Annotated in this window: 28 protein-coding genes, 1 tRNA gene and 1 pseudogene; 21 read left to right on the top strand and 9 right to left on the bottom strand. The window is 55.2% G+C overall.

The window, feature by feature from the left end:
* Positions 1 to 39: 39 nt before the first annotated feature.
* The 6 genes and pseudogenes from CSK29544_RS19780 to CSK29544_RS19805 form a co-directional block, all read left to right on the top strand.
* Positions 40 to 984: pseudogene (locus CSK29544_RS19780) on the top strand (type VI secretion system protein TssA); the annotation flags it as partial.
* A 4-nt stretch (positions 985 to 988) separates the two neighbouring features.
* Positions 989 to 1,999 (top strand): fimbrial protein, encoded by a 1,011-nt coding sequence (locus CSK29544_RS19785; protein WP_007894799.1) that lies wholly within the window; start codon positions 989 to 991, stop codon positions 1,997 to 1,999.
* Positions 1,996 to 3,333: a GlcNAc-transferase family protein gene (locus CSK29544_RS19790; protein ID WP_007894798.1), complete on the top strand. Its 1,338-nt coding sequence runs from the start codon at positions 1,996 to 1,998 to the stop codon at positions 3,331 to 3,333. The genes CSK29544_RS19785 and CSK29544_RS19790 overlap by 4 nt, the downstream gene beginning before the upstream one ends.
* Positions 3,327 to 3,926 (top strand): DotU family type IV/VI secretion system protein, encoded by a 600-nt coding sequence (locus CSK29544_RS19795; RefSeq protein WP_007894797.1) that lies wholly within the window; start codon positions 3,327 to 3,329, stop codon positions 3,924 to 3,926. Before CSK29544_RS19790 ends, CSK29544_RS19795 begins: the two co-directional genes overlap by 7 nt.
* 3 nt (positions 3,927 to 3,929) lie before the next feature.
* Complete coding sequence (locus CSK29544_RS24980; RefSeq protein ID WP_032975767.1) at positions 3,930 to 5,540, top strand: OmpA family protein; 1,611 nt, start codon at positions 3,930 to 3,932, stop codon at positions 5,538 to 5,540.
* On the top strand, positions 5,533 to 6,018 hold the full coding sequence (locus CSK29544_RS19805) for a DcrB-related protein (protein ID WP_007894789.1): 486 nt from the start codon (positions 5,533 to 5,535) through the stop codon (positions 6,016 to 6,018). The genes CSK29544_RS24980 and CSK29544_RS19805 overlap by 8 nt, the downstream gene beginning before the upstream one ends.
* Before the next feature lie 63 nt (positions 6,019 to 6,081).
* On the opposite strand, the gene CSK29544_RS19810 is transcribed toward CSK29544_RS19805, so the two are convergent.
* From CSK29544_RS19810 to CSK29544_RS19820, 3 genes are all read right to left on the bottom strand, one after another.
* Complete coding sequence (locus CSK29544_RS19810) at positions 6,082 to 7,035, bottom strand: helix-turn-helix domain-containing GNAT family N-acetyltransferase (protein ID WP_029039170.1); 954 nt, start codon at positions 7,033 to 7,035, stop codon at positions 6,082 to 6,084.
* Positions 7,036 to 7,101: 66 nt separating this feature from the next.
* Positions 7,102 to 7,638: a rhodanese-like domain-containing protein gene (locus CSK29544_RS19815; protein WP_007894785.1), complete on the bottom strand. Its 537-nt coding sequence runs from the start codon at positions 7,636 to 7,638 to the stop codon at positions 7,102 to 7,104.
* Between the two features lies 1 nt (position 7,639).
* Positions 7,640 to 7,945, bottom strand: coding sequence for an ArsR/SmtB family transcription factor (locus CSK29544_RS19820; RefSeq protein WP_007865434.1), 306 nt, complete (start codon positions 7,943 to 7,945; stop codon positions 7,640 to 7,642).
* Positions 7,946 to 8,150: 205 nt separating this feature from the next.
* Between CSK29544_RS19820 and CSK29544_RS19825 the strand changes: the two genes are divergently transcribed.
* Both CSK29544_RS19825 and CSK29544_RS19830 read left to right on the top strand, forming a co-directional pair.
* Positions 8,151 to 9,344, top strand: coding sequence for an MFS transporter (locus CSK29544_RS19825; protein ID WP_007894782.1), 1,194 nt, complete (start codon positions 8,151 to 8,153; stop codon positions 9,342 to 9,344).
* Positions 9,345 to 9,410: 66 nt separating this feature from the next.
* Positions 9,411 to 9,764, top strand: coding sequence for a DUF1304 domain-containing protein (locus CSK29544_RS19830; RefSeq protein WP_007894779.1), 354 nt, complete (start codon positions 9,411 to 9,413; stop codon positions 9,762 to 9,764).
* Positions 9,765 to 9,768: 4 nt separating this feature from the next.
* Here the strand turns inward: CSK29544_RS19830 and CSK29544_RS19835 are convergent, their stop codons facing one another.
* Positions 9,769 to 10,248 carry an RES family NAD+ phosphorylase gene (locus CSK29544_RS19835; RefSeq protein ID WP_007894776.1) on the bottom strand — a complete coding sequence of 160 codons (480 nt, stop codon included), beginning with the start codon at positions 10,246 to 10,248 and terminating at the stop codon, positions 9,769 to 9,771.
* Positions 10,249 to 10,298: 50 nt separating this feature from the next.
* Positions 10,299 to 10,682 (bottom strand): winged helix-turn-helix transcriptional regulator, encoded by a 384-nt coding sequence (locus tag CSK29544_RS19840; RefSeq protein ID WP_007894772.1) that lies wholly within the window; start codon positions 10,680 to 10,682, stop codon positions 10,299 to 10,301.
* Positions 10,683 to 10,782: 100 nt separating this feature from the next.
* Between CSK29544_RS19840 and CSK29544_RS19845 the strand changes: the two genes are divergently transcribed.
* Complete coding sequence (locus CSK29544_RS19845; protein ID WP_007894769.1) at positions 10,783 to 11,511, top strand: SDR family NAD(P)-dependent oxidoreductase; 729 nt, start codon at positions 10,783 to 10,785, stop codon at positions 11,509 to 11,511.
* A gap of 182 nt (positions 11,512 to 11,693) precedes the next feature.
* On the opposite strand, the gene CSK29544_RS19850 is transcribed toward CSK29544_RS19845, so the two are convergent.
* Complete coding sequence (locus tag CSK29544_RS19850) at positions 11,694 to 12,203, bottom strand: AraC family transcriptional regulator (RefSeq protein WP_007894764.1); 510 nt, start codon at positions 12,201 to 12,203, stop codon at positions 11,694 to 11,696.
* 356 nt (positions 12,204 to 12,559) lie between these two features.
* On the opposite strand from CSK29544_RS19850, the gene CSK29544_RS19855 reads away from it, so the two are divergent.
* From CSK29544_RS19855 to CSK29544_RS19870, 4 genes are all read left to right on the top strand, one after another.
* The gene (locus CSK29544_RS19855; RefSeq protein WP_007865406.1) at positions 12,560 to 12,952 is read left to right on the top strand and encodes a nuclear transport factor 2 family protein; all 393 of its coding nucleotides are present in this window, start codon (positions 12,560 to 12,562) and stop codon (positions 12,950 to 12,952) included.
* 72 nt (positions 12,953 to 13,024) lie between these two features.
* Positions 13,025 to 13,711, top strand: a complete 687-nt coding sequence (locus CSK29544_RS19860; RefSeq protein WP_029039168.1) for a hypothetical protein — start codon at positions 13,025 to 13,027, stop codon at positions 13,709 to 13,711.
* Between the two features lie 199 nt (positions 13,712 to 13,910).
* Positions 13,911 to 14,729, top strand: coding sequence for an AraC family transcriptional regulator (locus CSK29544_RS19865; protein WP_007865403.1), 819 nt, complete (start codon positions 13,911 to 13,913; stop codon positions 14,727 to 14,729).
* A gap of 74 nt (positions 14,730 to 14,803) precedes the next feature.
* Positions 14,804 to 15,166 (top strand): cupin domain-containing protein, encoded by a 363-nt coding sequence (locus CSK29544_RS19870; protein ID WP_007894755.1) that lies wholly within the window; start codon positions 14,804 to 14,806, stop codon positions 15,164 to 15,166.
* A 194-nt stretch (positions 15,167 to 15,360) separates the two neighbouring features.
* Here CSK29544_RS19870 and CSK29544_RS19875 read toward each other — a convergent pair.
* Positions 15,361 to 15,437 (bottom strand) — tRNA-Arg (locus CSK29544_RS19875).
* 208 nt (positions 15,438 to 15,645) lie between these two features.
* Between CSK29544_RS19875 and folD the strand changes: the two genes are divergently transcribed.
* Both folD and ybcJ read left to right on the top strand, forming a co-directional pair.
* Positions 15,646 to 16,512: a bifunctional methylenetetrahydrofolate dehydrogenase/methenyltetrahydrofolate cyclohydrolase FolD gene (folD, locus tag CSK29544_RS19880; RefSeq protein WP_007865396.1), complete on the top strand. Its 867-nt coding sequence runs from the start codon at positions 15,646 to 15,648 to the stop codon at positions 16,510 to 16,512.
* Between the two features lies 1 nt (position 16,513).
* Entirely contained in the window at positions 16,514 to 16,726 is a 213-nt protein-coding gene (ybcJ, locus tag CSK29544_RS19885; RefSeq protein WP_004387141.1) for a ribosome-associated protein YbcJ, read from the top strand.
* A 39-nt stretch (positions 16,727 to 16,765) separates the two neighbouring features.
* On the opposite strand, the gene CSK29544_RS19890 is transcribed toward ybcJ, so the two are convergent.
* The gene (locus CSK29544_RS19890; RefSeq protein ID WP_007894748.1) at positions 16,766 to 17,710 is read right to left on the bottom strand and encodes a hypothetical protein; all 945 of its coding nucleotides are present in this window, start codon (positions 17,708 to 17,710) and stop codon (positions 16,766 to 16,768) included.
* 245 nt (positions 17,711 to 17,955) lie between these two features.
* On the opposite strand from CSK29544_RS19890, the gene CSK29544_RS19895 reads away from it, so the two are divergent.
* A complete protein-coding gene (locus CSK29544_RS19895) occupies positions 17,956 to 19,455 on the top strand; it encodes a PTS transporter subunit EIIC (protein ID WP_007894745.1) in 1,500 nt (499 codons plus the stop codon).
* Between the two features lie 64 nt (positions 19,456 to 19,519).
* Entirely contained in the window at positions 19,520 to 20,536 is a 1,017-nt protein-coding gene (gene malI / locus CSK29544_RS19900) for a Mal regulon transcriptional regulator MalI (protein ID WP_029039167.1), read from the top strand.
* A gap of 219 nt (positions 20,537 to 20,755) precedes the next feature.
* Here malI and cysS read toward each other — a convergent pair whose 3' ends face one another.
* The gene (cysS, locus tag CSK29544_RS19905) at positions 20,756 to 22,141 is read right to left on the bottom strand and encodes a cysteine--tRNA ligase (RefSeq protein ID WP_004387144.1); all 1,386 of its coding nucleotides are present in this window, start codon (positions 22,139 to 22,141) and stop codon (positions 20,756 to 20,758) included.
* 176 nt (positions 22,142 to 22,317) lie between these two features.
* Between cysS and ppiB the strand changes: the two genes are divergently transcribed.
* From ppiB to purK, 4 genes are all read left to right on the top strand, one after another.
* Positions 22,318 to 22,812: a peptidylprolyl isomerase B gene (ppiB, locus tag CSK29544_RS19910; RefSeq protein WP_004387145.1), complete on the top strand. Its 495-nt coding sequence runs from the start codon at positions 22,318 to 22,320 to the stop codon at positions 22,810 to 22,812.
* A gap of 3 nt (positions 22,813 to 22,815) precedes the next feature.
* Positions 22,816 to 23,538 (top strand): UDP-2,3-diacylglucosamine diphosphatase, encoded by a 723-nt coding sequence (gene lpxH / locus CSK29544_RS19915; protein ID WP_007891971.1) that lies wholly within the window; start codon positions 22,816 to 22,818, stop codon positions 23,536 to 23,538.
* A 132-nt stretch (positions 23,539 to 23,670) separates the two neighbouring features.
* Positions 23,671 to 24,180: a 5-(carboxyamino)imidazole ribonucleotide mutase gene (gene purE / locus CSK29544_RS19920; RefSeq protein ID WP_007891970.1), complete on the top strand. Its 510-nt coding sequence runs from the start codon at positions 23,671 to 23,673 to the stop codon at positions 24,178 to 24,180.
* Complete coding sequence (gene purK, locus CSK29544_RS19925) at positions 24,177 to 25,244, top strand: 5-(carboxyamino)imidazole ribonucleotide synthase (RefSeq protein WP_007891969.1); 1,068 nt, start codon at positions 24,177 to 24,179, stop codon at positions 25,242 to 25,244. Before purE ends, purK begins: the two co-directional genes overlap by 4 nt.
* Positions 25,245 to 25,270: the final 26 nt, after the last annotated feature.

A 25,270-nucleotide genomic window follows, 5' to 3' on the forward strand; every position in this document is an offset into this window, starting at 1 on the left:
CCATCATACACTAAATCAGTAAGTTGGCAGCATCACCATTTCATTTTACTGCTGTCACGATTACAGCCGAGGCTTGATGCGGAATATGGTCAATTTATCGAGGCCGCAGAACCCGTAAACTGGGCGGAAATTGAACGTGACTGTTTAGCGCTACTCAACCGCAGTAAAGATATCAGATTGCTGATTATTCTTATGCGGTGCCGCTTGCGACAAACAGGACTGACGGCGCTTGAGGAAGGGCTTATTGCGCTATCTTTTTTTCTCACGCGCTGGCCTGAAGATATTCATCCACAGCTTTATGACGAAGGGGAGTTCGATCCCCTGATGCGTATTAACGCGCTAAATGAGCTGGAAGATATTCATGGCATCATTGGCGATTTGCGTAATCAATTGTTGCCCAAAGCCGCCGGTACGCAGATCACACTTAAAATATTCGAAAAATCGCATGCTCTCCCGCGCGACAGCGATGCATTGCCTGAAATAATGCTTTCCGCCTTACGTCTCGAATGGAAAACGCGGAATGATCCTGTAATCCGCTCCTTACAAGTGGCAAAGGCATGGCTCGATAAGATAAAAAATATAATCCCGCAGAAAACCAATATCGATATGCCTGATTTTCCTCAAATGAGCCAGCTTTTGAGCCTGTTTATCTCAGAGGATGAACAGTCAGCGGTCTATTGCGAAACTCCGGTTGTTCCCCCTCAACCGGGCGCGTCAGGAGAGGAGTCAATAGTGCCTGTGCTGATGCCAGACGTGGTATCTGCGCAAGTAACAATGACAGCGCAACCGCACACTATTAATAGTCGAACGGAGGCGCTTTCCCGGCTTAAAGAAATCCGCGCCTGGTTTATTCATGCCGAGCCAAGTAGCCCCGTTATACCGCTACTGGCTTTTACCGAGCGGACCATCGGAATGCACTTCAATGAGTTATTAAAGTTTATCCCGGCGGAATTAATTTCCCGACTGGACGCAGAAAAGGATTAAAAAAATGAAAAAATGGCTTTCCATTGTGGCGCTATTTGTTATTACTATTGTAAAAGCTCAGGCCTGTGAGGTTGACCTGAGCGACGGCGTCGGCCCCACGACGTTATCCATTCCTTCCCAGACCATTACTATTGATGCCGCGGCGCAAACCAGCACGACAGTGCCTGTTTACAGCTATGATTCCTCATTACAAAGCACGCGAATTTCTTATATTAACTGCCTGAGCGGCACACCATTCGGTAAAAGCCCTTATAATCTTGGCCCACAGGATACCAGCACAAAACTTTACCCAACGTCTGTGCCGGGCATTGGGCTAAAATTGCGCTGGAATAATGCCTCCGCTTTCGGTGATTTTCCCTCCGAAGGTGCCATGAGTTTCCCGTCAACCATGGGGCGATTTATTTATTCTGTAGGCTCTTACTTCCGTATAGAGCTTTATAAAACACAGCCAACCGTTTCTCTGAAAAACCCCGATGGTGATATTCTTTTGCCACCCGGCGACATTGCTTATAACTGGGTTTTGATAAATAACATCGGTCACTATGCTCAAAAACTTAATATCGGACAGATACTGGTGGTGAGTACACCCGCATGCACTTTCAACAATAATAAAGTGGTGGACTTCGGCCTTGTTACCGCAGCGGACCTGGCTGCAGGCGGCATCGAAAAAGATCTCAATTTTGACATTACTTGTCAGTCTGATTATGAGAATTATTCCGCAACAGCCGCCATTTCAACAAATACGCCCTCTGCGGACAATCAATATATTAAAGTCAAAGATAGCGCCGGTAACAGCGACAGGCTTGGCATAGAAATCAAAGACAGCCAGGGGCAGCTGATGTTGTTAGATGGCAGTACCCGCGAGCAACTGACGAATATCGTGGCCAATACCCCGGCGACCTTTCACTGGAAGGCGCACCTTAAACCCACGGCAGGCGTTCTCCATCCGGCGAACGGCGATTTTACCGCTCAGGCTGAAATTATCCTGCAAACTAAGTCGCGGTCTGCCCTATGAATCATTCGCTTTCAACCCTGTTCGTTAGTATTGCCAGTTACCGGGATCCTGAACTGATCCCGACGCTTAAAGATATGCTGCAAACGGCGGCTTATCCTGAACGGTTACATATTTCGGTATGCTGGCAGGACGATAACGATATTAAGCAGTTTCTTAATCAAGGATTTACCGTCGTATTTGTGGAAGGGATGGATAACGGCGCGTTGTATAAACTCAGTTTCGCAGGCGTAGTGATTGATGTAATAAGCCTGCACTACTACACCAGCCAGGGGGCGTGCTGGGCGCGTCATATGGCCGAAACGCGATTTAACGACGAAGACTATTTCCTGCAAATCGATTCCCACTGCCGTTTTATTGAAAACTGGGATCAGGAAATGATTAACACAGTCGAAGAATTGCGCTCATCGAGCTCTAAGCCTGTGTTATCAACTTACCCGCCGCCTTATGACCCGGATAATAGTGAAGACAGAAAGCGTTACATCAGTCGGCTTATTTTCCGTGAGTTTACCCCACAGGGTATTGTCATGCTCTCTTCCCGAACGGTAACGTCGCCATCGCCTTTACGCTGCGGCTATCTGGCTGGCGGTTTTATTTTTGCTGATGGCAGTTTTGTCAAAGAAGTGCCCAACGATCCGCATATTTTCTTCGCGGGTGAAGAGATAGCCATGGCGGCACGCGCATGGACCAATGGCTACGATATTTATTGCCCGCATAAGATCCTGCTCTGGCATTTTTATGGCCGCAGGCAACACCCCAAAGTCTGGGCAGACCACAGTAATCAGGCGAAGGCGACGGGAAGCGTCGCGCTTGCGTGGTGGGAACGAGACCAGGTTGCGAAACAACGCGTTCGGACTTTGTTGGGGCTGGAACAACCGCCATGTGAAATGGGGAAATATGGCCTCGGAAGCGTGAGAGATTTTCACTCCTTTGAGCAGGCCATCGGTGTGAATTTCGGTAAGCGGGCGGTACATCCGTCGGTCGTGGGTGAGAATAAAGTCAGTTTTTTCTCAGCGGATAAATCGGAAGAACCACAGCAAGATATCGCGTTAATTTACCCTTTCAGGAAAGTCGTTAAATTCTCTAAAAAGGAGCTGGATTATCAGCGCTCAGATGTGAGCTGGTGGCATCTCGGTATTTATGATGAGAATAACACCCTGATTTACCGACAGGAGCTGACACCCGACGCGCTGGCGAAAAAAGTGATCGTCGCTGAGGATAATCTGGATATTGTCGTCGAATTTACGAGCCCGGCGGCCGTAGCACCGGTGTGGGTGCGCTTGTCTTCATTCAGCGACAGTCAGGGCTGGGGCGAGGTGTTGCAAAAGCCATGGTAACACCCGACGCATTATTTGAAAAAATACTCACGATAGAAATTCTGCTGTCTATGGATGGCATTATTCCTTCGTTTTCAGAGTTAAAACTCAGGCTGACAGCAACGCTTGACAGATTCTGCCATTCACTGATGACGGCAGGCGCGCCGCAAGAGGATGTCGACAGGCTTTGTAAAATCCTCTGCCTCTGTATAGATGCGCGCGCCCGCACGATGCTCGCGCGACAAGGGCTAAGCTGGGAGGGCCATGCGCTGACCCATCATTATTATGGCTATCACGAGGAACCTGTCATCGTCGCAGAGGTGCTTTCGCCACTGCTGCAACAGCCAGCCTGTCATATTGATCTCTACGCGAAACGGCTTCTGTTTTTACTGGCGGCGCTTTTCCCTACCGACAGCGCACTGCGCACGCTGCGCTTTCAGTATGAAACGGCAATCCCATCTCTAACTTGCGAAAATTTTGTCGCCTCCCCTGTCATGCGTCCTGCCGGCAACGGGATCATTCGTCAGAGAGCCCTTATCGCCTTTGTCATTCTTTTGATGGCCGCGCTTTCGGGTGTGTGGTGGTGGTGCGTACAGCGGCTAAGTGAGCAATAGTAAATGTCGGCATTACATTACAGATCCGCTCGCAGGCTGACGGGCACCACGGCATTGCTGGCGTTTATCGCCACACAACTAATGCCCGGCCCTGCAGGGCTCAACAACGCTTGTGCGATAGTGGCGCTGCTGGCTGGGTTGTGTTTCATTGGCCAACAATTATTACCTGCCAGACAGGGAACGCTGAAAGCCGCGGAGACAGCGAACCACCAACAGGTCATTCTTATCGTCGGGCCCTTTGCCGCGCGCTGGTTTAACCGCACCGGCTATGCTTCGGACTTACGGACAGAGCAGGACACCCTGTGGTTGCTCGCCGCCACAGCGGAGGTACTTCAGACCCGCGTTGAAAAGGTGCGCCTGCAGCACCCACAGGCACAGATCCGGCTCTGGCTTCCTTTGCTGCCGGACGGTTATGACGATGTCGCAACGCTCGCGGCGCAACTGGAGGAGTGGCAACGTTCCGTCGCAGCCCTGGGCCTGGCGCATCCTTTGCCCTGCTGTGTTGCTATTTACGCCAGGCTAAGCAACACCGATAGCGTTTACTGGACCGGTTTGCACTGTCTTTCTCCCTGGACTGAAACACCAACGACAACACCCTTTGAAACGCTTGCACAGGCTTTCGATGCTATGGGCACGTCGAACAACATCGAAACGCGTCAGCGAAGCCTCATGGGCAAACCGTTGCTGAACTGGCTGCAGACCACGCCGTTACGTGAAGCGCTGATGCCACTCACGACACATCCCACGCTATGTCTCAGTGGCATTGTGGTGGCCGATGACGGCCAGGGTTTTACGCGCCACGGGGCGTGGGCGCGCTTTCTGGAAAATCAGTATGGCGTGCTTCCGCCGCTCTCTTCCGCGCTGCTGTTGCCGCCGCTGGCGCCAGCATTAAAAGCTGTCTCGCTCTCACATGACACCGTGAAAAACCGACGCACCGCAGGAGGGTTAATGAGCGTTACCGCCGTTTTCATCCTGCTTGCCGCCTCGCTGCTCAATGCATTTCATCACGCGCGTGAACAGACTCGGCTCACAACGTCCCTGATTGCGCATACCGAAGCCCTCGAACCGTGGCGAATACGCGCCCGACGTGCCGCACTGGCGGCACTTGAAGCGCAGCAACAGCATCTTTTAGCGTGCGCGGAAAAACCGCGGCTCACTGACTGGGGTTTATCGCCGTGCTCACGTCTGCAACAGGAAGCGCAGGCCGTCATCGGGCGCTACAGGAATTTACCTTATTTCAGCTCGCAGGCACCGGTGTCACTCTTTTCATCGGGCAGCGCCCGTCTGCGGCCGCACGGCCCGGACGCACTGCAGCCTTTGTTCACGCTGGTGAATCAACACCCGGAAAAGCGTTTTCTGATTATTGGCCACTCGGATAACACCGGCAGCCCTGAGGTTAACCAGCAGCTTTCCGTGAGCCGGGCGATCGCGGTGCGAGAATGGCTTGTGAAAACAACAAAAAGGCCAGCCACCCAATTTGATATTTACGGTCTCGGCGCCAGCGAGCCTGTCGCCGGTAATGACAATGAAACGGGCAGAGAGCTTAACCGGCGGGTTGAAGCCATCGCGCTGCCCGCCGACTCAATGGAAATAAGGAAATTCAACAATGAGTAATAAAGTGCAGCCCTATTCGCTTTATGAGGGAAATTTTCTGACCACCGCGCCGGTGCTCGACAGAAGCGTTAATGTGCTGATGTTTCGCGACCCGGATAATCAGGAATATAGCCTGATAATTAATCGCGCGACGCTGGATGAAGACCAGACGCCGGAAGCGTTTTGCGAGGCGCAAATGGACATTCTGCGCAACAAACTCCCCGGCTTTCAGCTTGAAGGAAAAATGCTCCGCCACGAGACTGGCCCGTCGCGGCTGCCGGTCGTGCAAATCGCGAACCGCTATTTACAGGAAGGAAAAACCATTCGTCAGGTGCAAACGCTGGTTCAGCTGCCTTTTGACGCAGTTACCAATCCCCTGAACCGGGAAGTCATTATTTTTACGCTTTACGCCGAGGCTGACTTCACCGAGTATCAGCGTAAACACTACGTGCAGATCATTAATAGTTTTAATCCGAACGTATCACCGCTGGTGGAATAGGCTTTTACGCAAAGCCCAAAGAAAATGAGGCGCACTGGCCTCATTTTCTCTTTCTGTATGCATTTATTCAGGACATTTGCGGGTGAACTGCTGTTCCGTAAACATGCTTCCCCACTGAGAGCCCACCCACTCTTTTGTCAGGGTAAAACCAAACGACTCATACAGGCGTCTCGCCGCGGTCAGTTTATTGAATGTCCATAACTGAACGGCAGGAAATTGCCTTTCATCGCAAAACCGCATGGCTTCTGCCATCAGCGTTCTGCCTGCACCGCTGCCACGACAGCCATCATCCAGGATAAACCAGCGCAGATGCGCTTCTCCGCTCCCGAGATCTTCCCCGTCAATGGCCACAGAGCCGACAATGCGCCCGTCGAGCATCGCGAGCCAAATCTGATTGCAGGGTTTATCCAGACGCTCGGCAAAATCAGCCAGCCCCGCGGCCACTTTGCTTTCAAAAAAAGCGCCAAAGTCATGTTCTCTGGCGTAATAACGGCCGTGCATTTCCGTAATGCGGCCAATCATGCCCGGATGATAACCGGTGACAATGTGCAGATTATCGTTATCACCGGTTTTCGCGCCGTTACGGCAGGCTTGCAAAGCCTGGGCGTAATGCGTCAGCCCTTGCGAAACCGTCTCACGCTGGTGCGCAGACAGGTTTTTTAATGCGGTAATAACGCGCTCGTTACCGTAGTGGTTAATCTTTGCGACCGTGGTTTTGCCTTGCGCCGTCAGACGAAGCAACTTGCTTCTCGCATCCCCGGCAGACCCCGTTTCCTGTAATTCCCCGGCCGCGACGAGTTTTGCCAGCATGCGGCTGACGCTCGATTTCTCAAGCCCCAGAACTTGTACCAGATGCGCTGCTGTGATCGTGCCGCAGCGCTCTGCTTCGAGCAGGGTATGAACGACGGAAGGCGAGTAGTTGGTTGCCGCCAGCGTCTGATTCATAAAGCCGAGCTCACGGACCATCAGACGCGAAGCCACACGGATATTTTCAACCAGTTGCGGTTCAATAGTCATTCACAGTGCCCTCAAAGATATAGTTGTATTATACAACTATATCAGGACCGCTTTTGCAAGTGTGGTTCACGAAACCCGGTGCTGATTCCAGGGCATCACGGCCAGCAGTTTCGCCATCCCGCACCAGCCGGTGATACCCGCAAACATCAGCCCCGCCCCGACGAACCCCGGAACGATATAAAACGCAGGCGTCACTACCGCGCCCGCAATAGTGCCGCCAAGCGCCAGCGCACCGGCGACAATCTGCACCTGGCGCATCAGCGGTAACGGCTGGCGCCGGTCGGTAATGACCGGCAGTCCCGCCGCTTTCCATGCGTTCAGGCCGCCCTGCATTATCCGCACGTTTGCCGGATGCGCCGCGGCTGTCAGTTGCTGTTGGGCTTTCTCTGTTCGCATTCCGCTCTGACAGTGAAAAATCACCATGTCGGTTTGCGCCAGCGCGTCTTTATCAAGACAGCCGGGCTGGATCTGCTCCAGCGGTAATGCGCGGGCATCAGCCAGATGTTCCCGCCGCCACTCATCCTGCCCCCGGATATCGATCAGCATGATCTTCCGCCCGGAAAGCGCGTGCACTTCCTCAGGGGTGATAAATATTGATGACATTTTATTCTCCCGGACAATAAATAGTTTTAAGCGTGTGCACCACCGCCACAACCGCCTCATTTTTAATGTGATAACGGATGTACCGCGCCTCGCGAATGCCTTCTATCAGCCCTTCCGCTTTCATCCGCGCCAGATGTTGAGAGGTTGCCGAAGGACTGAGGCCACTCATTTTGCAAAGCTCCCCGGCTTCGGTGCCGGGGTTTTCTATGAGTACGCATAAAATCAGCAATCGCTGCGGGTGGCTCAGCGTTTTGAGAAGCGCGGCGGCACTGGCGGCCTGCCTGTGTAACGCATTCAGATCGGTCATGGTTTAATAATTTAGATTTATCTAAATTTAGAAAATACTAAAATAAAAGCATGACTGTCAATCTCCGCGGCTGTTCTCCCCCGCCTCGCTCGTTTCATTTGGTTACGTTAACGTTGTGTGACTTTTTCTATTGCCTTCATACTTTTGTGATAACAACACGATAACGCTATGACGTACCTTCAAGGATCACAGGGAGATCAAACCGATGCTGCGATCGCTACAGGCACTGTGCCTGATGAGCTTTTTTCTGGCGGATGTGCGCGATGGGCTGGGGCCTTTTCTGGGCATTTTTCTGACGGAGCGGCACTGGCGGCCGGATGACATTGGCTTTGTGATGACGGCGGGCGGGATTGCCGCGCTGCTGGCGACGGTGCCAGCCGGGATTATGATCGACGCCACCCGTAAAAAGCGCCTGTTACTGCTGGCTTGTTGCGCACTGGTGACGCTCGCGACGCTGCTGCTCTGGTACAGCACGCATTACAGCGTCGCTGTGGTGTCGCAAATCGTCTCCGGGCTTGCCGCCGCGTTGATTGGGCCGCTTGTCGCCGGGATCACGCTCGGCCTGACCGGCCAGCATGGCTTCACCCGTCAGATGGGCCGCAACGAAGCGTTTAATCACGGCGGCAATATGGTGGCGGCGGTGCTGGCAGGCGTCGCGATGTGGCTGTGGGGCATCGGTGCCGTATTTATTCTGATGACCGGCATGGCCGTTTTCACCGCGCTTTGCGTAGTGGCGATCCGTGAACAGGATATCGATCACGATGTGGCGCGCGGCATTGAAAAAAATGACCAGGCCCATGCCGTACCGCAACTCTCCGTGCTGCTGCGTAACCCGGTGCTTATCACAACCGGGCTTACGCTGCTGCTGTTTCACTTAGGCAATGCCGCGCTGCTGCCGATGCTGAGCATGCGCGTGGCGTCCACGGGCAGCAGCCTGTGGAGCCCGGGTCTTTACGCCGCGGCAACGGTGGTGATTTCGCAGTGCGTCATGATCCCGGTCGCGCTCTTCACCGCCTCGCAGGCACAGCGCTATGGCTATCGCAGGCTTATTCTGATTGCGCTGATCGTGCTGCCAGTCCGCGCCGCGCTCGCGGCAAGCTTTGCCGGGCCGCTGTCCGTGATACCGGTGCAAATCCTTGATGGCGTTGCTGCCGGGATTTTAGGTGTCGCGGTGCCGGGCTATATCGTTAACGCGCTGCGCGGCTCCGGGCACGTCAATGCCGGGCAAAGCGTCATTATGCTGATGCAGGGCGCGGGCGCGGCGTTCAGCCCGGCGCTGGCGGGCAGTATCGTCGCGCACGCCTCCTGGAGCGCCTCGTTCGCGGCGCTGGGCGTGGTGGCGCTGGCCGCGCTCATCGTCTGGTGGCGTGCGGGCGAGCGGGTATCGGCGACGGCCTGATCGCATCCGTACGGGCCAGCCGCGCGTATACTGTTGTTATTGCATTCTTCCTGATGAGAGTTGCTTATGGTAGCCACCATTCTTATTGCGCTTGTCGCCATTATTCATGTCTATATCGTCGTGCTCGAAATGTTTTTATGGGATACGAAAACAGGCCATAAGGCGTTTAATCTGAGCGCCGACTTCGCGCGCGACAGCCGGGTGCTGGCCGCCAATCAGGGGCTGTATAACGGCTTTTTAGCGGCGGGGTTATTCTGCGGGCTATGGCTCGGCGACAGCGGTTTGCCATTTAAGTTTTTCTTTCTGGTTTGCGTGCTGATTGCCGAGATTTTTGGTGCAATTACCGCCAGCAGGAAAATACTGTATGTTCAGGCGCTGCCCGCGCTGCTGGCGTTAATCGCGCTATGGATGGGGCTGTAAGGCCTCATTCAATCATTCGCACCTGAGCGTGGCTGTTTTCATTCCATGAAAACAGCACCAGATGCCAGAGGCCAGGCGCTTTGCGTGAAGGGTCAATCAGTCCGTTCATGCCCAGTGATTCCAGACGCGCGCGTACCTGCCATGACGGCGGAATGCCGCCTGCTTTCACCGTCTCCTGCCACGGCGCAATCGCGTCATTGATGTCGATACCGGCCGCAATAACGGCATCAGTATTGCGCAGATCAAAAATCTTATCGGCTACGACGCTGACGTTGATAATTTCCAGGCTGGCTCTGTTATCCCAATGCGCTTGCATGGCGGCCTCAACGCCTTGCGGTGAAGAGCTTAGATACAGCGTGGGTTGATCGCCCCGTGAATACCGCCCCGGCGTTCTGGAGCCTGATAACGCAAAGTCCCGGTACGCGGGATCGATCGCCCGATAAAAAACGCCTTCAATGCGGGTGTAAAAAGGGGTGATATCCATAAATTCTCCGCCATGTTTGGTAAGAAGCGATGCCTGAGAGTCCGTATTCGTCAGACGGGCTCATCGGCAGCAAGACGCTCGTCGTAAGCCACCTGCGCCAGCTCTATCGCCGCGCCATGCTGCCTGGCCCAGCCCACCAGCGCTACAAACGGTTCCTGCAGCGTTCGCCCGAGCGGCGTAATCGAATACTCAACCGCCACAGGCGATGACGCAATGACGCGACGGCTGACCAGGCCGTTGCGCTCAAGGCGACGCAGCGCCTCCGTAAGAGCCTTATGCGTGATCGGATCCAGCCTGCGTTTTATGGCGTTAAAGCGCGCGGGCTGGGTGCACAGTACGGTCAGAATCAATACCGACCATTTGTTGGCCACCTGTTCCAGAACAGGGCGGGTGCTGTTGATTTCAGCCAGTTGGGCAGCGATATCCGTCGACATGTGGTTACCTTCTCTATATCTGGTGTACATCAGGTGCGTAATTGACCGTAAATATACAAAATGTATCATCTGGCTTCCACCCCCTCTTTCTGGAGTAGCCATGTTGAAACTTGAAGGAAAGACCGTCCTGGTGACAGGCGGCAACAGCGGTATCGGGCTTGCTATCGCGCGCCGTTTTGTGCAGGAAGGCGCGCATGTGTTTATCACCGCCCGACGCGAAGCGCAGCTCGCCGATGCAGTGGCTGACATCGGCGGTCAGATTGACGCCATTCCCGGCGATCTTACTACAACCGATGATATCACCCGCCTTTTTGACACCATTCAGACAAAAGCCGGACGCCTCGATATTCTGGTCTATTCCTCCGGCGTCTCCGAGCCAGCGAGCCTTGAGGAGACCACGGAGGAGCATCTCGACCACGCTTTCGGCCTCAACGTGCGTGCGATGGTATTAACGACGCAGCGCGCGGTCCGGCATATGAACGATGGTGGAGCCATCGTGTTGCTCGGCTCGATCGCAGGCTCCATGGCCAATGCCGGTTATGGCACCTATTCTGCCACTAAAGCCGCGGTGCGCTCCTATGCCCGCACGTGGAACGCGGAGCTTGCGCCGCGTGGCATCAGGGTGAATACGCTAAGCCCCGGCCCCACGGATACGCCGATGTTTGACAAAGTGAGCGATGAGTTCAGGCATATGATGAACGCGCGCATCCCGGCCGGGCGCTTAGGCCACCCCGACGAAGTGGCCGCCGCCGCCCTGTTCCTTGCCTCGGACGAAAGCACGTATATCAGCGGCGCGGAGCTGGTTATCGATGGCGGTATGACGGCGTAAACGGTATTCATTGCAGTACCGCGCGCCGGTGGCAGAAAAACCGGCGCGCGTATCTCCGGATGCGCTGTCATCACTCACCAGTGACGCCTGCGTTAGCGGCGTCTTTGTACGCAAGCGGTGTCTGGATTAGCGAAGCACGGGCGGAAGAGTGGCTCACGGTTGTTTGTTCAGGCCGCCAGAAATCAAATCTGATACCGGCCAGGCGTCGTGCCAAACACCCGGCGAAATAAGGCAATAAACGTGCTGACATTGTCGTGACCCAAATCCAGCGCAACCGCAGTGACAGGTTTACCCGCCGCCAGAAGTTCGAGCGCTTTTAGCAACCGCACGCGCTGTCGCCACTGTGTAAAGCTGAATCCGGTTTCGGCACTGAATCGTCTCGTCAGCGTGCGTGAGGATAGCCCGGCCCATGCGGCCCATTCCTCCAGTCTGCGAGCGTCATCTGGCCTGGCTGAAAGCGCCCGCGCGATCCTGATAAGGCGCGCATCCTGCGGCATGGGCAGCCCGAGGTTAACCTGGGGCAGTGACGCTATCTCATCAAGAATGACGCCAGCGAGCCGTTGCTGCGATGCTGTAAGATGATTTTCCTTCCAGGTTGCCGCGCGTGTCACCGCCTCTCTTAACAGGCCGGAAAGGGTGAGAATACAGGGGGCATCGGGTAAGGCATCGCAGGCCGCCGCCGCGATATACACATTCCATCCTGAATAAGGGCCATGTGAACATAAACCGTGTGGCGTTGCCGGAGGTATCCAGACCGCATGCGTTGCAGGCACCACCCAACGGGCATTCCCGGCATCAACCGTCAGCAGGCCCTGTTCGGCGCCAAGGAGCTGTCCACGCGCGTGCTGATGCAGGGGCGTTTCCCGTATCGCCCCCGAGCGGCGCAACACGGCCATTAACACGGGTCCGTCTATCGATGAAGCAAGAGATAAGGGGATTAGCGAATCAGTCATCAGTGGCGTCATAAGATTATCAGATGTCTTTTATAGCGTACTGAAGCCACCCTCCTCAACGGTAAACTGCCTGCAAACCACACAGAGGAACTCCCATGCAAACTTTTACCATTGATACCGTTCTGAATGCCCTGCTTAACCAGCAGGAACGCCCGCTTGAAGACGTGCTTGATAGTTACTTTAGTCCTGACTACCGGCAGCGCACCGATGGTGCCTGGGACGACCGTCAGGGGTTCGCACATCATGCACGTAAACTGAGGGAACTCATTTCGTTCGCCAGCATCGATGTGCTTGATGAACTGCGCGACGGAAGACGCTACGCCACCCGGCACCGTGTTCAGTGCACAAAGCGCGACGGAGAAGAGGTGGTGATGGAGGTCTATATGTTCGCCGAAACCGACGACAAGGGACGCTTCACCCGCATTGAGGAAACGACGCTTATGCTCGAGGGTAAAGCGCACGATCGCGATTTAGGCAGCGCGCGATAAAGGCGGCGAATCTGATAGCAATACCTTTCATAATGAATACTCTGTACTAACCCCCATGCTATAAGGTCAGCCATGAAAACAGTCAGTCTGCAAGAGATGTACCGCGCTGCGAACGAGAAGACTCTCGCTATCTGGGCGAAAAACGCAGGCATCGGGGAAGTCAGAAAAGAAAACTACTACGATCCGCTAAAGCTTGCGCTTGCCACCGGCATACAACCGCCCGTACCCGTGAAGGTTTCACGTCTGATGAACGAACTGAAACAACGCAATCAGGAGGATCCGCTTGCCGATATTCTGCCTGCCCACGGTTTTCATTTTACTTTTTTACCTCTGACGTTACCGCTTTATCACGTAAACGAGCCATTGCCCGCGAAAGTGGAGCAACTGACCACAATCTGGCCTCCGTTTGATGCGAAAAAAATTATTATCCGAAATCTTCGGTTAGTGGCGCTGCCCGGTCAGTTACTGCTGGCGGGCATTCCTGAAAACCCGGCGATAGCCCTGCGTCAGTCATTCTGCGAAAAGGTGCTGGAGAGTGACTGGAAAAATGAGTTACTGCAGCGTCATCACGGCAGCGCGTTACCCGCGCCATTCTGGCACAGCACGCTTCTGCGCTATAACGCCGCGTTTTTGCCCGCCACGCTACGTCAATTTTTTCTTAAGCGTCAGGACATAGATTTCGGCGATGTCACCGGCGAATTGATATCAGCGAGGGTTAACTACAACTGGACGCAATGTTATCCATTAAGGATTAACTGAGCGAGGTGATGATATCTCAAAGGCTGGTTTTTCTTTCAGGCCATGCCGGAGCAGAGTAAAGACCAGTGTATTTAACGCGTACGCTGCATTCAACTCGGCTTGCTGATGATTTATCTTCTTGCGGCTTATTTAATTCTTTCAAAAATACCTCTCATCCGTTTATGGTAAATATCCATTCCCGGTGAAAATAAGGTTACCTATGCCTGGCGAAAAAGAGAATAAAGACTGGGTCAAACTCGCACAAACGCCGGGAAAAATAGAACGCATTGAAGCCTATTTCAGTGGACATGGCTATGAACCACATCGGCATGATACCTACGCCATCGGCAGAACATTATCCGGCGTGCAGCGCTTTCATTATCGGGACGGTAAAAAGCACAGCCTGCCTGGTGGGACGATGGTCTTACATCCGGACGAAATTCATGATGGCGAAGCGGGGACAACCGAAGGCTTTCAGTATCGGATGTTGTATATCGATCCTGCGTTAATTCAGAAAATCCTCGGCGGAAAACCCTTGCCCTTTATTCCAGGTGGGATCTCATCCGATCCCCGGCTTTATGCGGCGACGGAACCTCTGTTAAAAGCCCCTGAAGAATCTTTTGATGCACTGGAAGAAGAGGATGCGCTCTATGATCTTGCCCGGACGATGGCGAGTATTGGAGGGCAGCGTTTTCGCCGGTGTCTGGTGGATTACCGTTCTGCGGAAAGCGCACGCGAATATATTCAAACAGAATTTACCCAGAATATTACGCTGGAGACGTTATCCGCCGTCAGTGGCAAAGATCGCTGGAGCCTGAGCCGGGATTTTCGGGCGCTTTATGGCACGAGTCCTTATCGATATGTGACGATGCGCCGCCTTGAATATTGTCGGCGGAAGATTCAGGCAGGGTTGACGCTGGCTGAAGCCGCGACGGAAGCCGGGTTTTCCGATCAAAGCCATATGACTCGCCAGTTTATTAAAACGTTTGGTCTCTCGCCGGGACGCTGGCAAAAATTTATACAAAACAGCCAGCGCTAAGTTGCACGATCGTTCAAGACCATTGCTGTAGCCTTACTCTATCCTCGATGTTCTCAACCACAGGGAGCATGACAATGTATTATCCCATTAATCTTGAACAGAAATTTTCTCTCTTCAATACGTACTGGCAGCCGAAAGTCATCGCCCAAATGAATGACTACCAGTTCAAGGTAGTGAAAATCGAAGGCGACTTTATATGGCATTCGCATCCTGAAACCGACGAAGCATTTATTGTAATTGAAGGCGTATTACGGATTGATTTTCGGGACGGCCACGTGTTCGTCGGCCCGGGTGAAATGTACGTTGTACCCAAAGGCATCGAGCATAAAACCTCTGCTGAGGCGGCGGTAAAAATGATGATGATCGAACCCTGCGGGGTGCTCAATACCGGGCACGAAGGAGGAGCGCGCACCGCAGAGAACGATGTCTGGATCTAACGAGGAAAGAGATCAAACCAGTCGACGGGCTGGTTTGAGAGCGTAACAGCGGTTCTGTCACCTGCCGCGCCATAACCAAACGCTCTTTGCGCACACGCGTGGAAATGAAAGCCACTTTTGACGCTATCGTCCCAAATGTGTCCCACATGGAAAAAAAGGAGGCAAACAGTAAAGAGTAGGTGATTGAATAATCATGGCGCGCCCTGCAGGACTCGAACCTGCGACCCACGGCTTAGAAGGCCGTTGCTCTATCCAGCTGAGCTAAGGGCGCCTCGTGAAGAGGCGTTTCACGTTTTCTCTGCCGGTAGCAGTGTGAAACGCCTGGAATTATACGGTCAGTACCAAGTGAGTCAATGGCTTTCGAACCGCCTGCTGGACAATTGAGCGAAAGACATAAACGAAAACTGACAGCACGGCGCGCTTCTGACAGAATATCCTCATCCCCTCTTCTTTTGATTACAGACGGAATCTTCTCTCTGATGGCAGCAAAGATTATTGACGGTAAAACGATTGCGCAGCAGGTGCGGCTTGAAGTTGCCGAAAAAGTGAAAGCGCGCGTGGCGGCCGGAAAACGCGCTCCCGGGCTTGCGGTTGTGCTCGTTGGCGCGAACCCGGCATCGCAGATTTATGTCGGCAGCAAACGTAAGGCTTGTGAGGAAGTGGGCTTTGTGTCCCGCTCTTACGATCTGCCGGAAACCACCAGCGAAGCTGAGCTGCTGGCGCTGATTGACGAGCTGAACGCCGACGCCGCGATTGACGGCATTCTGGTTCAGCTGCCGCTGCCGGCCGGTATCGATAACGTGAAGGTGCTGGAGCGCATCGCGCCGGATAAAGACGTGGACGGCTTCCATCCGTATAACGTTGGCCGCCTGTGCCAGCGCGCGCCGCGTCTGCGCCCGTGTACGCCGCGCGGTATCGTCACGCTGCTTGAGCGTTACAACATCGACACTTATGGCCTGAATGCCGTGGTGATCGGCGCGTCCAATATCGTCGGCCGCCCGATGAGCATGGAGCTATTACTGGCGGGTTGCACCACCACAGTGACCCACCGCTTCACCAAAAATCTGCGTCAGCATGTCGAAAATGCCGATTTGCTGATCGTCGCGGTCGGCAAGCCGGGCTTTATTCCGGGCGAGTGGATCAAAGAAGGTGCCATCGTGATTGATGTCGGCATCAACCGTCTGGAAAACGGCAAAGTGGTCGGCGACGTGGTGTTTGAAGAGGCGGCCAAGCGCGCCAGCTACATTACGCCTGTGCCGGGCGGCGTTGGCCCGATGACGGTCGCCACGCTTATTGAGAACACGCTGCAGGCGTGCGTTGAATACCATGACGGCGAGGAGGCATAACATGGCAACATTTTCTTTAGGTAAACACCCTCACGTCGAACTGTGCGACCTGCTGAAGCTCGAAGGCTGGAGCGAAAGCGGCGCGCAGGCGAAAATCGTGATTTCCGAAGGTCTGGTGACCGTCGACGGCGCGGTGGAAACCCGCAAGCGCTGCAAAATCGTCGCCGGACAAACCGTCAGCTTCGACGGTCAGAGCGTCACGGTCACGGCGTGAATATCATAAAAACGGCGGGTTTCCCGCCGTTTTGCAGTTCTAATTACAGATTTTCCCTTCTTCACAATGCCATTTGCCGTCAACCAGCACATCACTGGAAGGCACTTGCAAGTCGAACTGACGACCTTCCACTTCCCACTCCAGCAATTTGTCTTTTCCAGGCACGGAAAATTTAATGGTTACCGGCGCGTACCGACGATACTCACTGCCAACCGGGCTCGCTGAGCCGGTAATACCCTGTGCCGCCAGCATGTCTGTCCAGGGTTTCTTTATATGAACCACCGTATTTACCTGGCGGAAATTAATCATAAGCAAAGAGCCTTCGGTCACGCGAGTAAGCATCCGTCCGTTAACCACTGCCGCAATCATCATTACTAATGGTGCAATCCAGAGAAACCGCCGCTGACGGAGCTGACGTCGTGGCACGGGGTTGCGTTTGCTTTCCCGCAGATAAGTCTGAAGCGTTGCAAGCCACAAGGAAATAAATAAACCGCACAGAATAGAGGTAGCCGCAACATACAATAGATCGAGCCAGCTCTTACGACCAATAAGATAAGCATATATCAGGCCGAGACAAGCAAACCCGTACCATAAGCGGCTCAGGCGCGGGAAGCCTTTTGACAGGTAATCATCTTCTCTGTAAGGCTGTTTTTTACGTCGCAATCGGTTTTTGTAGCGAACAGGCATGCCAGGCCCGCGCTTGCGCTGTTGCCGTCTTAAGTGACGAAGCCATAAGACCCCTCCCCAAAGGAGCAAACGCCACAGAATCAAGCCAGGCGCGCCTAAAAGGAGCGAGGTCATAAGCAACATAAATCCGAATGCGACCGCCAGGAGTGAAAAATATATCCCATCGCCTGCCGTGAGATTTTCCGGTACATAACCAATTGAAGCGCAATAGCTAAAAAGCACCATCGCGCCTGCCGCCAGGCTCAACTTAAAAAGCAACGAGACAAATTTATCCAGATTATCCAGCATGTTATTCATTTAATTTCCTGATTTCCCCTTAATCGCGGCCCCCAATAATAGTAGACCGCAATATTAATTCCCCTTATGACGTAAGGTTTTTCCTGACAGACTTCTAAGAATCACAATTTTGTCTAATACGAAATTAAATTTTAATTGCGACGAAAAAATAATTAACAGACGATAGGTAGAACGTTCTACTAGAACGTTCTACCTACTATAAAACAGGGCACAAAAAGTCCGGCTGTTCCAATCGGGGGATCGGTATGAGTCTGATAACAGGTTTCGTTAAATCGCTGTCAAAATTGTCGATGATAGGCCGCGCGCTGATGCTGCCTATTTCGCTGCTGCCCGCCGCCGGTCTGCTGCTGGCGTTTGGCGATAAGTTCCATCTGCCGCTGATGATGAACGCGGGCGGGGTTATTTTCGATAACCTGCCGCTGCTGTTCGCCATCGGCTCCGCCGTCGGTCTGGCGTCGGAATCCGGCATCGCGGCGCTCTCGGCGGCGGTCTCGGTCTTTATCATTAACATCACCATCAGCACGCAGCTTGGCATCACGCAGGAAATGGCGGCGAGCGGCGGCAAATACGCCATGGTGGTCGGCATTCCCACGCTGCAGATGGGCGTGTTCGGCGGGCTGATTTCAGGCATTCTCGCCGCATGGTGTTATAACCGCTTCCACACGCTGCAACTGCCGGAGTTCCTGGGGTTCTTCTCCGGCAAACGGTTTGTGGCGATCGCCGCGGCGTTTCTTTCCTTCCTGCTTGGGCTGGCGCTGCCGTATGTCTGGCAGCATATTCAGGCGGGCATCGACGCGCTGTCGGTTATTGTTAACGGTGATAACCAGGCGGCCTCGACGTTTATCTTCGGGCTGGTAGAGCGCGCGCTGATCCCGCTGGGCCTGCACCATATCTGGTATCCGTCGTTCTGGTATTCGTTTGGCGATTACACCACCCAGAGCGGCCAGGTTATCCACGGCGATCAGACCATCTGGTTCAAAATGCTGGAAGAAGGCGTGAAAAGCTTCAGCAGTAATACCTACCAGAACGCCGGTAAGTTTATGCAGGGCGAGTTCCCGCTGATGCTGTTCGCGCTGCCGGCGGCGTGTCTCGCGATGTATCACGAAGCCAGTACGAAGAATAAGAAAATCGCCTCCGGTATTCTTTTCTCCGCCGCGCTGACCTGTTTTCTGACGGGGATCACGGAGCCGGTTGAATTTACCTTTATTTTTGTCGCGCCGGTGTTGTATGTATTTAACGCCATCATGGCGGGGCTTGCGTATATGTCCATGTATTTACTGGACGCGCATATTGCCAAATCGTTCTCCGCCGGGCTTATCGACTATATTTCGTTCGGCATTCTGCCCTCTTTTAACGGCTATCAGACGCACTATCTGAACGCGGTTATCGTCGGCATTCCGATGGCGATTATTTACTACTTCACCTTCCGCTTTGTTATCCGCCGTTTTGATGTGAAAACGCCGGGCCGCGTGGATGTCACCGCCAGTGCGGATGATAAAACCGATGCGGAACTGGCGGGCAATATTGTGGGCCTGCTGGGTGGTAAAGAGAACATCACCAGCGTCGGCGCCTGTATTACGCGCCTGCGTCTGGAAGTGGCGCGACCGGATCTCGTTGATAAAGACGGGCTGAACGGGCTTGGCGCGCGCGGCGTGGTGTTTGTGGGCGATAACGGTATTCAGGTGATTTTCGGGGCGCGCGCGCAGTTCATCGCGCAAAGTCTGTCAGGCATGACGGGGAAATAGCAGTGCCTGCGCGGGCCTCACGTCAGGCCCGCGACATCAGCGATAAAAGGATAAATCAGGGCAGATGAAAAAGGTCAGCATTATCGATGTGGCGCGCCAGGCGGGCGTTTCGGTCTCGACGGTCTCGCTGGTGCTGCGCGAGAAGGGAAAAATCTCTGCCGCGACCATCGAAAAGGTGCATGCCGCCATTGAGGCGCTGGGCTACGTGCATAACGTCGCGGCCGCTAACCTGCGCGGTAAAACCTCGAACCTGATTGGCCTGGTCGTTGAGGATCTGAACGACCCTTTTTCGACCCGCGTGACGGCAAGCCTGGTGCAGGCGCTGGAAGCGCAGGGTTTCATGGTGTTCCTCACCCAGCCGGGGCGCGACACGAGCCGGCTTGAGAGCTGTTTTGTCTCCTTTACCCGCCAGGGCGTGGCGGGGGTGGTTTATCTCACCGCGGATTCCCGCCACCGCGCGCTGCCCGCGCCGGTCGTGCAGAGCACGCTGCCGCTGGTGGTGGTGTCGCAGTCGCCAGTAGAAGAAAAGCGCAACAGCGTGGTACGCGATAACCGCCAGGCGGGCGGGCTCGCCACGCGTTATCTGATTGAGCGCGGCCACCGTAATATCGCCTATATCGGCGGTACGGCGGGGTGTTTAATCCGTGAGGAGCGGCTTTTCGGCTACCGCGCGGCGCTGTCGCAATACGGCTTGCCGTGGCGTGATGAGTTCGCGCCCGCCTGCGCCGAGGAGACGCTGGCGGTGAGCCAGACGGTGCGCCAGCTTCTTGAGGCGAATAACAAAATCACCGCCCTGCTGTGCCATTCGCCGCACGCGATTATCGGCTGCCTGGAAGCGATTCATCAGGTGGGCCGCACGGTGGGAAAAGATGTGTTCCTGACGCAGCAGGTGTCGTTGATTGGCTTTGAGGACATGATGCACGTGAATCTGACGTCGCCTTCGTTTACCTATGTCTCTTCCGCCAGTGAAGAGACCGGGCATCAGGCGGCGGGGTTGATCGTGCGGCTTATCCGCGAACCAGACTTGCCTGCGCAGCGGATCACGCTTTCGGGCCAGTTGATTGCGCGCGGATCGGCGTGATGGATGACGGTGGGCGCGCGTTTGCTTTTGTGGTGGGTGCGCTTCGCTTACCCACCCTACATGTTTTGCGCTTTCTTCCGTGGTGGGAGCGCTTCGCTTACCCACCCTACAACGGATGTCGCATCGTTTCGTAGGGCAGGTAAGCGCAGCGCACCTGCCGAAACTACCGCAACCACTTAAACCACAGCCATAAAAAAAAGCGGCTTTCGCCGCTTTTTCTTATTTACGTCGCCAGGTCGTGCCCTGTGGGCCATCTTCCAGAATAATGCCCATCTCGTTTAAACGATCGCGCGCGGCGTCCGCTGCCGCCCAGTCTTTCGCTTTACGTGCTTCAAGACGCTTAACGATCAGCGCTTCGATCTCCGCCACTTCATCGTCGTTGGCCTGCGCACCGGATTGCAGGAACTGCTCCGGCGCCTGCTCCAGCAGGCCCAGCACGGCGGCAAGCTTACGCAGATGCGCGGCTAACTGGTTCGCCGCGCTGCTGTCTTCCGCTTTCAGGCGGTTCACTTCGCGCGCCATATCGAACAGCACGGAATACGCTTCCGGCGTGTTGAAATCGTCGTTCATCGCCTCGACAAAACGCGCTTCGAACGCCTCGCCGCCTGCGGCGGTCGCGCTGGCGTCGGTGCCGCGCAGCGCGGTGTAGAGACGCTCAAGCGAGGCGCGCGCCTGCTTCAAGTTCTCTTCGCTGTAGTTCAGCTGGCTGCGGTAATGGCCGGACATCAGGAAGTAGCGCACAGTCTCGGCGTCGTAGTGCTGCAGCACGTCACGCACGGTAAAGAAATTGCCGAGCGATTTGGACATCTTCTCGCGATCGACCATCACCATGCCGGAGTGCATCCAGTAATTCACATACTCGCCGTCGTGCGCGCAGGTGGACTGGGCGATTTCGTTTTCATGGTGCGGGAACATCAGATCCGAACCGCCGCCGTGAATATCGAAATGGCTGCCAAGCTGCTTGCAGTTCATCGCGGAGCACTCGATATGCCAGCCTGGACGCCCGTCGCCCCACGGTGACGGCCAGCTCGGCTCGCCCGGCTTGGACATCTTCCACAGCACGAAATCCATCGGGTTACGTTTGCTGTCGGCCACTTCCACGCGCGCGCCCGCCTGGAGCTGCTCCAGATCCTGACGCGAAAGCTTGCCGTAATCCGCGTCGCTCTCCACCGCGAACATGACATCGCCATTACCCGCGACATACGCATGGCCGCGTGCGATCAACTGCTCAACGATTTCAATAATTTCCGGGATGTGCTGCGTCGCGCGCGGCTCGCTGTCCGGGCGCAGAATATTCAGCGCATCGAAATCTTTGTGCATCTCAGCGACCATACGGTCCACCAGCGCCACGAAATCTTCGCCGTTCTCGTTCGCGCGTTTAATAATTTTGTCGTCAATATCGGTAATGTTGCGCACATATTTCAGCTTATAGCCGAGAAAACGCAGGTAGCGCGCAACAACGTCAAACGCGATGAACGTACGGCCATGACCGATGTGACAGAGGTCGTAAACGGTAATACCACACACATACATGCCGACTTCCCCGGCATGGATAGGCTTAAATTCCTCTTTCTGGCGACTCATGGTATTGAAGATTTTTAACATCAGAAGTTTCCGTGTCAGTGTGTGGTAAGCAGATAAAACCCCTATATTACCCATAATTGAAAGCGCAAGCACCCCACTTTGCAAGGTGAAGCAAGCGGTGAGTTATGCTATAACAGCCTCCTACTGTGGCTTCTTTCGGAAGCCGAAGCACCACTGAAACAAAACAGGATGCAGACATGGTTACTTTTCACACCAATCACGGCGACATCGTAATCAAGACGTTCGATGACAAAGCGCCGGAAACGGTAAAAAACTTTCTGGACTATTGCCGCGAAGGTTTCTACGACAACACCATTTTCCATCGTGTAATCAACGGCTTTATGATTCAGGGCGGCGGTTTTGAGCCGGGCATGAAACAGAAAAGCACTAAAGATCCTATCAAAAACGAAGCCAACAACGGTCTGAAGAACACCCGCGGTACGCTGGCCATGGCGCGCACCCAGGCGCCGCACTCCGCGACGGCCCAGTTCTTCATCAACGTGGTGGATAACGACTTCCTGAACTTCAGCGGCGAAAGCCTGCAGGGTTGGGGCTACTGCGTGTTCGCAGAAGTGGTCGAAGGTATGGACGTGGTTGATAAAATCAAAGGCGTTTCCACCGGCCGCAGCGGCATGCATCAGGATGTGCCGAAAGAAGACGTGATCATCGAGCGCGTAACCGTCAGCGAGTAATTCGTGGCGACGCTCTTTATTGCAGATCTTCATCTGTGCTCAGAAGAACCGGCGATTACCGCCGGTTTTCTGCGTTTTTTAGCCGGTACCGCGCGTGAAGCGGACGCCCTTTACATTCTGGGCGATCTCTTTGAGGCCTGGATTGGCGATGACGACCCGGAACCGCTGCACCGTGAGATAGCTGCCGCGCTGCGCGCGCTCGTACAATCCGGCGTCCCCTGCTATTTCATCCACGGCAACCGCGATTTCCTGCTTGGCCGTCGCTTCGCCCGCGAAAGCGGTATGCAATTGTTGCCTGAAGAGCAGGTGCTGGATCTCTACGGCAGACGCGTGCTGATTATGCATGGCGACACGCTGTGCACCGACGATGCCGGTTATCAGGCGTTTCGCGCCAAAGTGCATAAGCCGTGGCTGCAAACCCTTTTCCTCGCATTACCCCTGCGACTGCGCCGCCGCATCGCCGCCCGCATGCGCGCCGGCAGTAAAGCCTCTAACAGCCAGAAAGATCTCGCCATCATGGATGTCAACCCGCAGGCAGTGGTCGATACCATGGAACGCCAGCAGGTACAGTGGCTCATTCACGGTCACACCCACCGCCCTGCCGTCCACACGCTTGAGGCGAACGGCAAGCCCGCGCACCGCGTGGTGTTAGGTGCCTGGCACAGCGAAGGCTCAATGATCAAAGTCACCCCCGACGACGTGGAACTGGTAGCGTTTCCGTTCTGATCTGCGCGGTACTTTTTGCCGCGCTCGCGCCTACGCAACCGTTTTCCTTGCCGGTTTTCCGTGATATTCTCAAGGCCCTCGTAACGGCGACCCCGTTGATTTTGCCGCCTGACCACAGGAGTTTTGAGACGTATGTCTTCCAGCCACACCCCGGCGCGTATCGCCATCGTAATGGGTTCCAGAAGCGACTGGGCCACCATGCAGTTTGCCGCAGAAATTCTCGATGCTCTGGATGTCCCTCACCACGTTGAAGTGGTCTCCGCGCACCGCACGCCCGATAAACTCTTCAGCTTCGCCGAGCGCGCGCAGGAGAACGGGTTTCAGGTGATCATCGCGGGCGCAGGCGGCGCGGCGCATCTGCCGGGCATGATTGCCGCGAAAACGCTGGTGCCGGTGCTGGGTGTGCCGGTACAAAGCGCGGCGTTAAGCGGGCTGGACAGCCTCTACTCTATCGTGCAGATGCCGCGCGGCATTCCGGTCGGCACGCTGGCTATCGGTAAAGCGGGCGCGGCGAACGCGGCTCTGCTGGCCGCCCAGATCCTGGCGCAGCACGACAGCGCGCTGCTGGCGCGTCTTGAAAAGTGGCGTCAGAAACAGACCGAGGAAGTGCTGGAGAATCCGGACCCGCGGGGTGAGGCATGAAGCAGGTATGCGTGCTGGGTAACGGCCAGCTTGGCAGAATGCTGCGCCAGGCGGGCGAACCGCTTGGCATTCGCGTCTGGCCGGTAGGGCTCGACGCCGATCCGCAGGCGGTGCCGTTCGCACAGAGCGTTATCACGGCGGAAATTGAACGCTGGCCGGAAACCGCCCTGACCCGCGAGCTGGCGCGCCACAACGCGTTCGTTAACCGCGATGTTTTCCCGCTTATCGCCGACCGTTTCACCCAGAAACAGCTGCTCGATAAGCTCAATCTCCCCACCGCGCCGTGGCAGCTGCTGGCAAGCAGCGACGAATGGCCGCAGATTTTTGAGAGCCTCGGTGAGCTGGCTATCGTCAAGCGCCGCACCGGCGGCTACGACGGCCGCGGCCAGTGGCGGCTTCGCGAAAACGAGACGGAGACGCTGCCCGCTGAATGTTACGGCGAGTGCATCGTCGAGCGGGGCATTAACTTTACCGGCGAGGTGTCGCTGGTGGGCGCGCGGGCGCGTGACGGCAGCGCGGTCTTTTATCCGCTGACCCACAACCTGCATCAGGACGGCATTCTGCGCACCAGCGTGGCCTTCCCGCAGGCGAACGCCACGCAGCAGAAGCAGGCCGAAGCGATGCTGCGCGCGATTATGGACGAGCTGAATTATGTGGGCGTGATGGCAATGGAGTGTTTCGTGACGCCGCAAGGGCTGCTGATTAACGAGCTTGCGCCGCGCGTGCATAACAGCGGTCACTGGACGCAGAACGGCGCGTCCATCAGCCAGTTTGAGCTGCACCTGCGCGCCGTCACCAATCTGCCGCTGCCGCAGCCGGTAGTGAGCGGCCCGTCGGTGATGGTGAATCTGATTGGCACCGATCTGAATTACGACTGGCTGAAGCTGCCGCTGGTGCATCTGCACTGGTATGACAAAGAGGTGCGTGAAGGCCGTAAAGTCGGGCATCTCAATCTGAGCGATGCCGAGGCGACGCTGATTGACGCCACGCTGGAAGCGCTCTCGCCGTTGCTGCCACCGGAATACGCAAGCGGCATCGCCTGGGCGCAGGCGCATTTGCGATAAGAAAAGCACCCTGCGGGGTGCTTTTT

This window comes from Cronobacter sakazakii (genome assembly GCF_000982825.1).
In the GTDB taxonomy this organism is placed as follows: Bacteria; Pseudomonadota; Gammaproteobacteria; order Enterobacterales; family Enterobacteriaceae; genus Cronobacter; species Cronobacter sakazakii.

What these genes read in the sequence shown, in the direction of transcription:
- CSK29544_RS19785 (WP_007894799.1), top strand. Translation starts at nt 989, where the DNA reads ATGAAAAAATGGCTTTCCATTGTGGCGCTATTTGTTATTACTATTGTA.
- CSK29544_RS19790 (WP_007894798.1), top strand. Translation starts at nt 1,996, where the DNA reads ATGAATCATTCGCTTTCAACCCTGTTCGTTAGTATTGCCAGTTACCGG.
- CSK29544_RS19795 (WP_007894797.1), top strand. Translation starts at nt 3,327, where the DNA reads ATGGTAACACCCGACGCATTATTTGAAAAAATACTCACGATAGAAATT.
- CSK29544_RS24980 (WP_032975767.1), top strand. Translation starts at nt 3,930, where the DNA reads ATGTCGGCATTACATTACAGATCCGCTCGCAGGCTGACGGGCACCACG.
- CSK29544_RS19805 (WP_007894789.1), top strand. Translation starts at nt 5,533, where the DNA reads ATGAGTAATAAAGTGCAGCCCTATTCGCTTTATGAGGGAAATTTTCTG.
- CSK29544_RS19810 (WP_029039170.1), bottom strand. Translation starts at nt 7,035, where the DNA reads ATGACTATTGAACCGCAACTGGTTGAAAATATCCGTGTGGCTTCGCGT.
- CSK29544_RS19815 (WP_007894785.1), bottom strand. Translation starts at nt 7,638, where the DNA reads ATGTCATCAATATTTATCACCCCTGAGGAAGTGCACGCGCTTTCCGGG.
- CSK29544_RS19820 (WP_007865434.1), bottom strand. Translation starts at nt 7,945, where the DNA reads ATGACCGATCTGAATGCGTTACACAGGCAGGCCGCCAGTGCCGCCGCG.
- CSK29544_RS19825 (WP_007894782.1), top strand. Translation starts at nt 8,151, where the DNA reads ATGCTGCGATCGCTACAGGCACTGTGCCTGATGAGCTTTTTTCTGGCG.
- CSK29544_RS19830 (WP_007894779.1), top strand. Translation starts at nt 9,411, where the DNA reads ATGGTAGCCACCATTCTTATTGCGCTTGTCGCCATTATTCATGTCTAT.
- CSK29544_RS19835 (WP_007894776.1), bottom strand. Translation starts at nt 10,248, where the DNA reads ATGGATATCACCCCTTTTTACACCCGCATTGAAGGCGTTTTTTATCGG.
- CSK29544_RS19840 (WP_007894772.1), bottom strand. Translation starts at nt 10,682, where the DNA reads ATGTCGACGGATATCGCTGCCCAACTGGCTGAAATCAACAGCACCCGC.
- CSK29544_RS19845 (WP_007894769.1), top strand. Translation starts at nt 10,783, where the DNA reads ATGTTGAAACTTGAAGGAAAGACCGTCCTGGTGACAGGCGGCAACAGC.
- CSK29544_RS19855 (WP_007865406.1), top strand. Translation starts at nt 12,560, where the DNA reads ATGCAAACTTTTACCATTGATACCGTTCTGAATGCCCTGCTTAACCAG.
- CSK29544_RS19860 (WP_029039168.1), top strand. Translation starts at nt 13,025, where the DNA reads ATGAAAACAGTCAGTCTGCAAGAGATGTACCGCGCTGCGAACGAGAAG.
- CSK29544_RS19865 (WP_007865403.1), top strand. Translation starts at nt 13,911, where the DNA reads ATGCCTGGCGAAAAAGAGAATAAAGACTGGGTCAAACTCGCACAAACG.
- CSK29544_RS19870 (WP_007894755.1), top strand. Translation starts at nt 14,804, where the DNA reads ATGTATTATCCCATTAATCTTGAACAGAAATTTTCTCTCTTCAATACG.
- folD (WP_007865396.1), top strand. Translation starts at nt 15,646, where the DNA reads ATGGCAGCAAAGATTATTGACGGTAAAACGATTGCGCAGCAGGTGCGG.
- ybcJ (WP_004387141.1), top strand. Translation starts at nt 16,514, where the DNA reads ATGGCAACATTTTCTTTAGGTAAACACCCTCACGTCGAACTGTGCGAC.
- CSK29544_RS19890 (WP_007894748.1), bottom strand. Translation starts at nt 17,710, where the DNA reads ATGAATAACATGCTGGATAATCTGGATAAATTTGTCTCGTTGCTTTTT.
- CSK29544_RS19895 (WP_007894745.1), top strand. Translation starts at nt 17,956, where the DNA reads ATGAGTCTGATAACAGGTTTCGTTAAATCGCTGTCAAAATTGTCGATG.
- malI (WP_029039167.1), top strand. Translation starts at nt 19,520, where the DNA reads ATGAAAAAGGTCAGCATTATCGATGTGGCGCGCCAGGCGGGCGTTTCG.
- cysS (WP_004387144.1), bottom strand. Translation starts at nt 22,141, where the DNA reads ATGTTAAAAATCTTCAATACCATGAGTCGCCAGAAAGAGGAATTTAAG.
- ppiB (WP_004387145.1), top strand. Translation starts at nt 22,318, where the DNA reads ATGGTTACTTTTCACACCAATCACGGCGACATCGTAATCAAGACGTTC.
- purE (WP_007891970.1), top strand. Translation starts at nt 23,671, where the DNA reads ATGTCTTCCAGCCACACCCCGGCGCGTATCGCCATCGTAATGGGTTCC.
- purK (WP_007891969.1), top strand. Translation starts at nt 24,177, where the DNA reads ATGAAGCAGGTATGCGTGCTGGGTAACGGCCAGCTTGGCAGAATGCTG.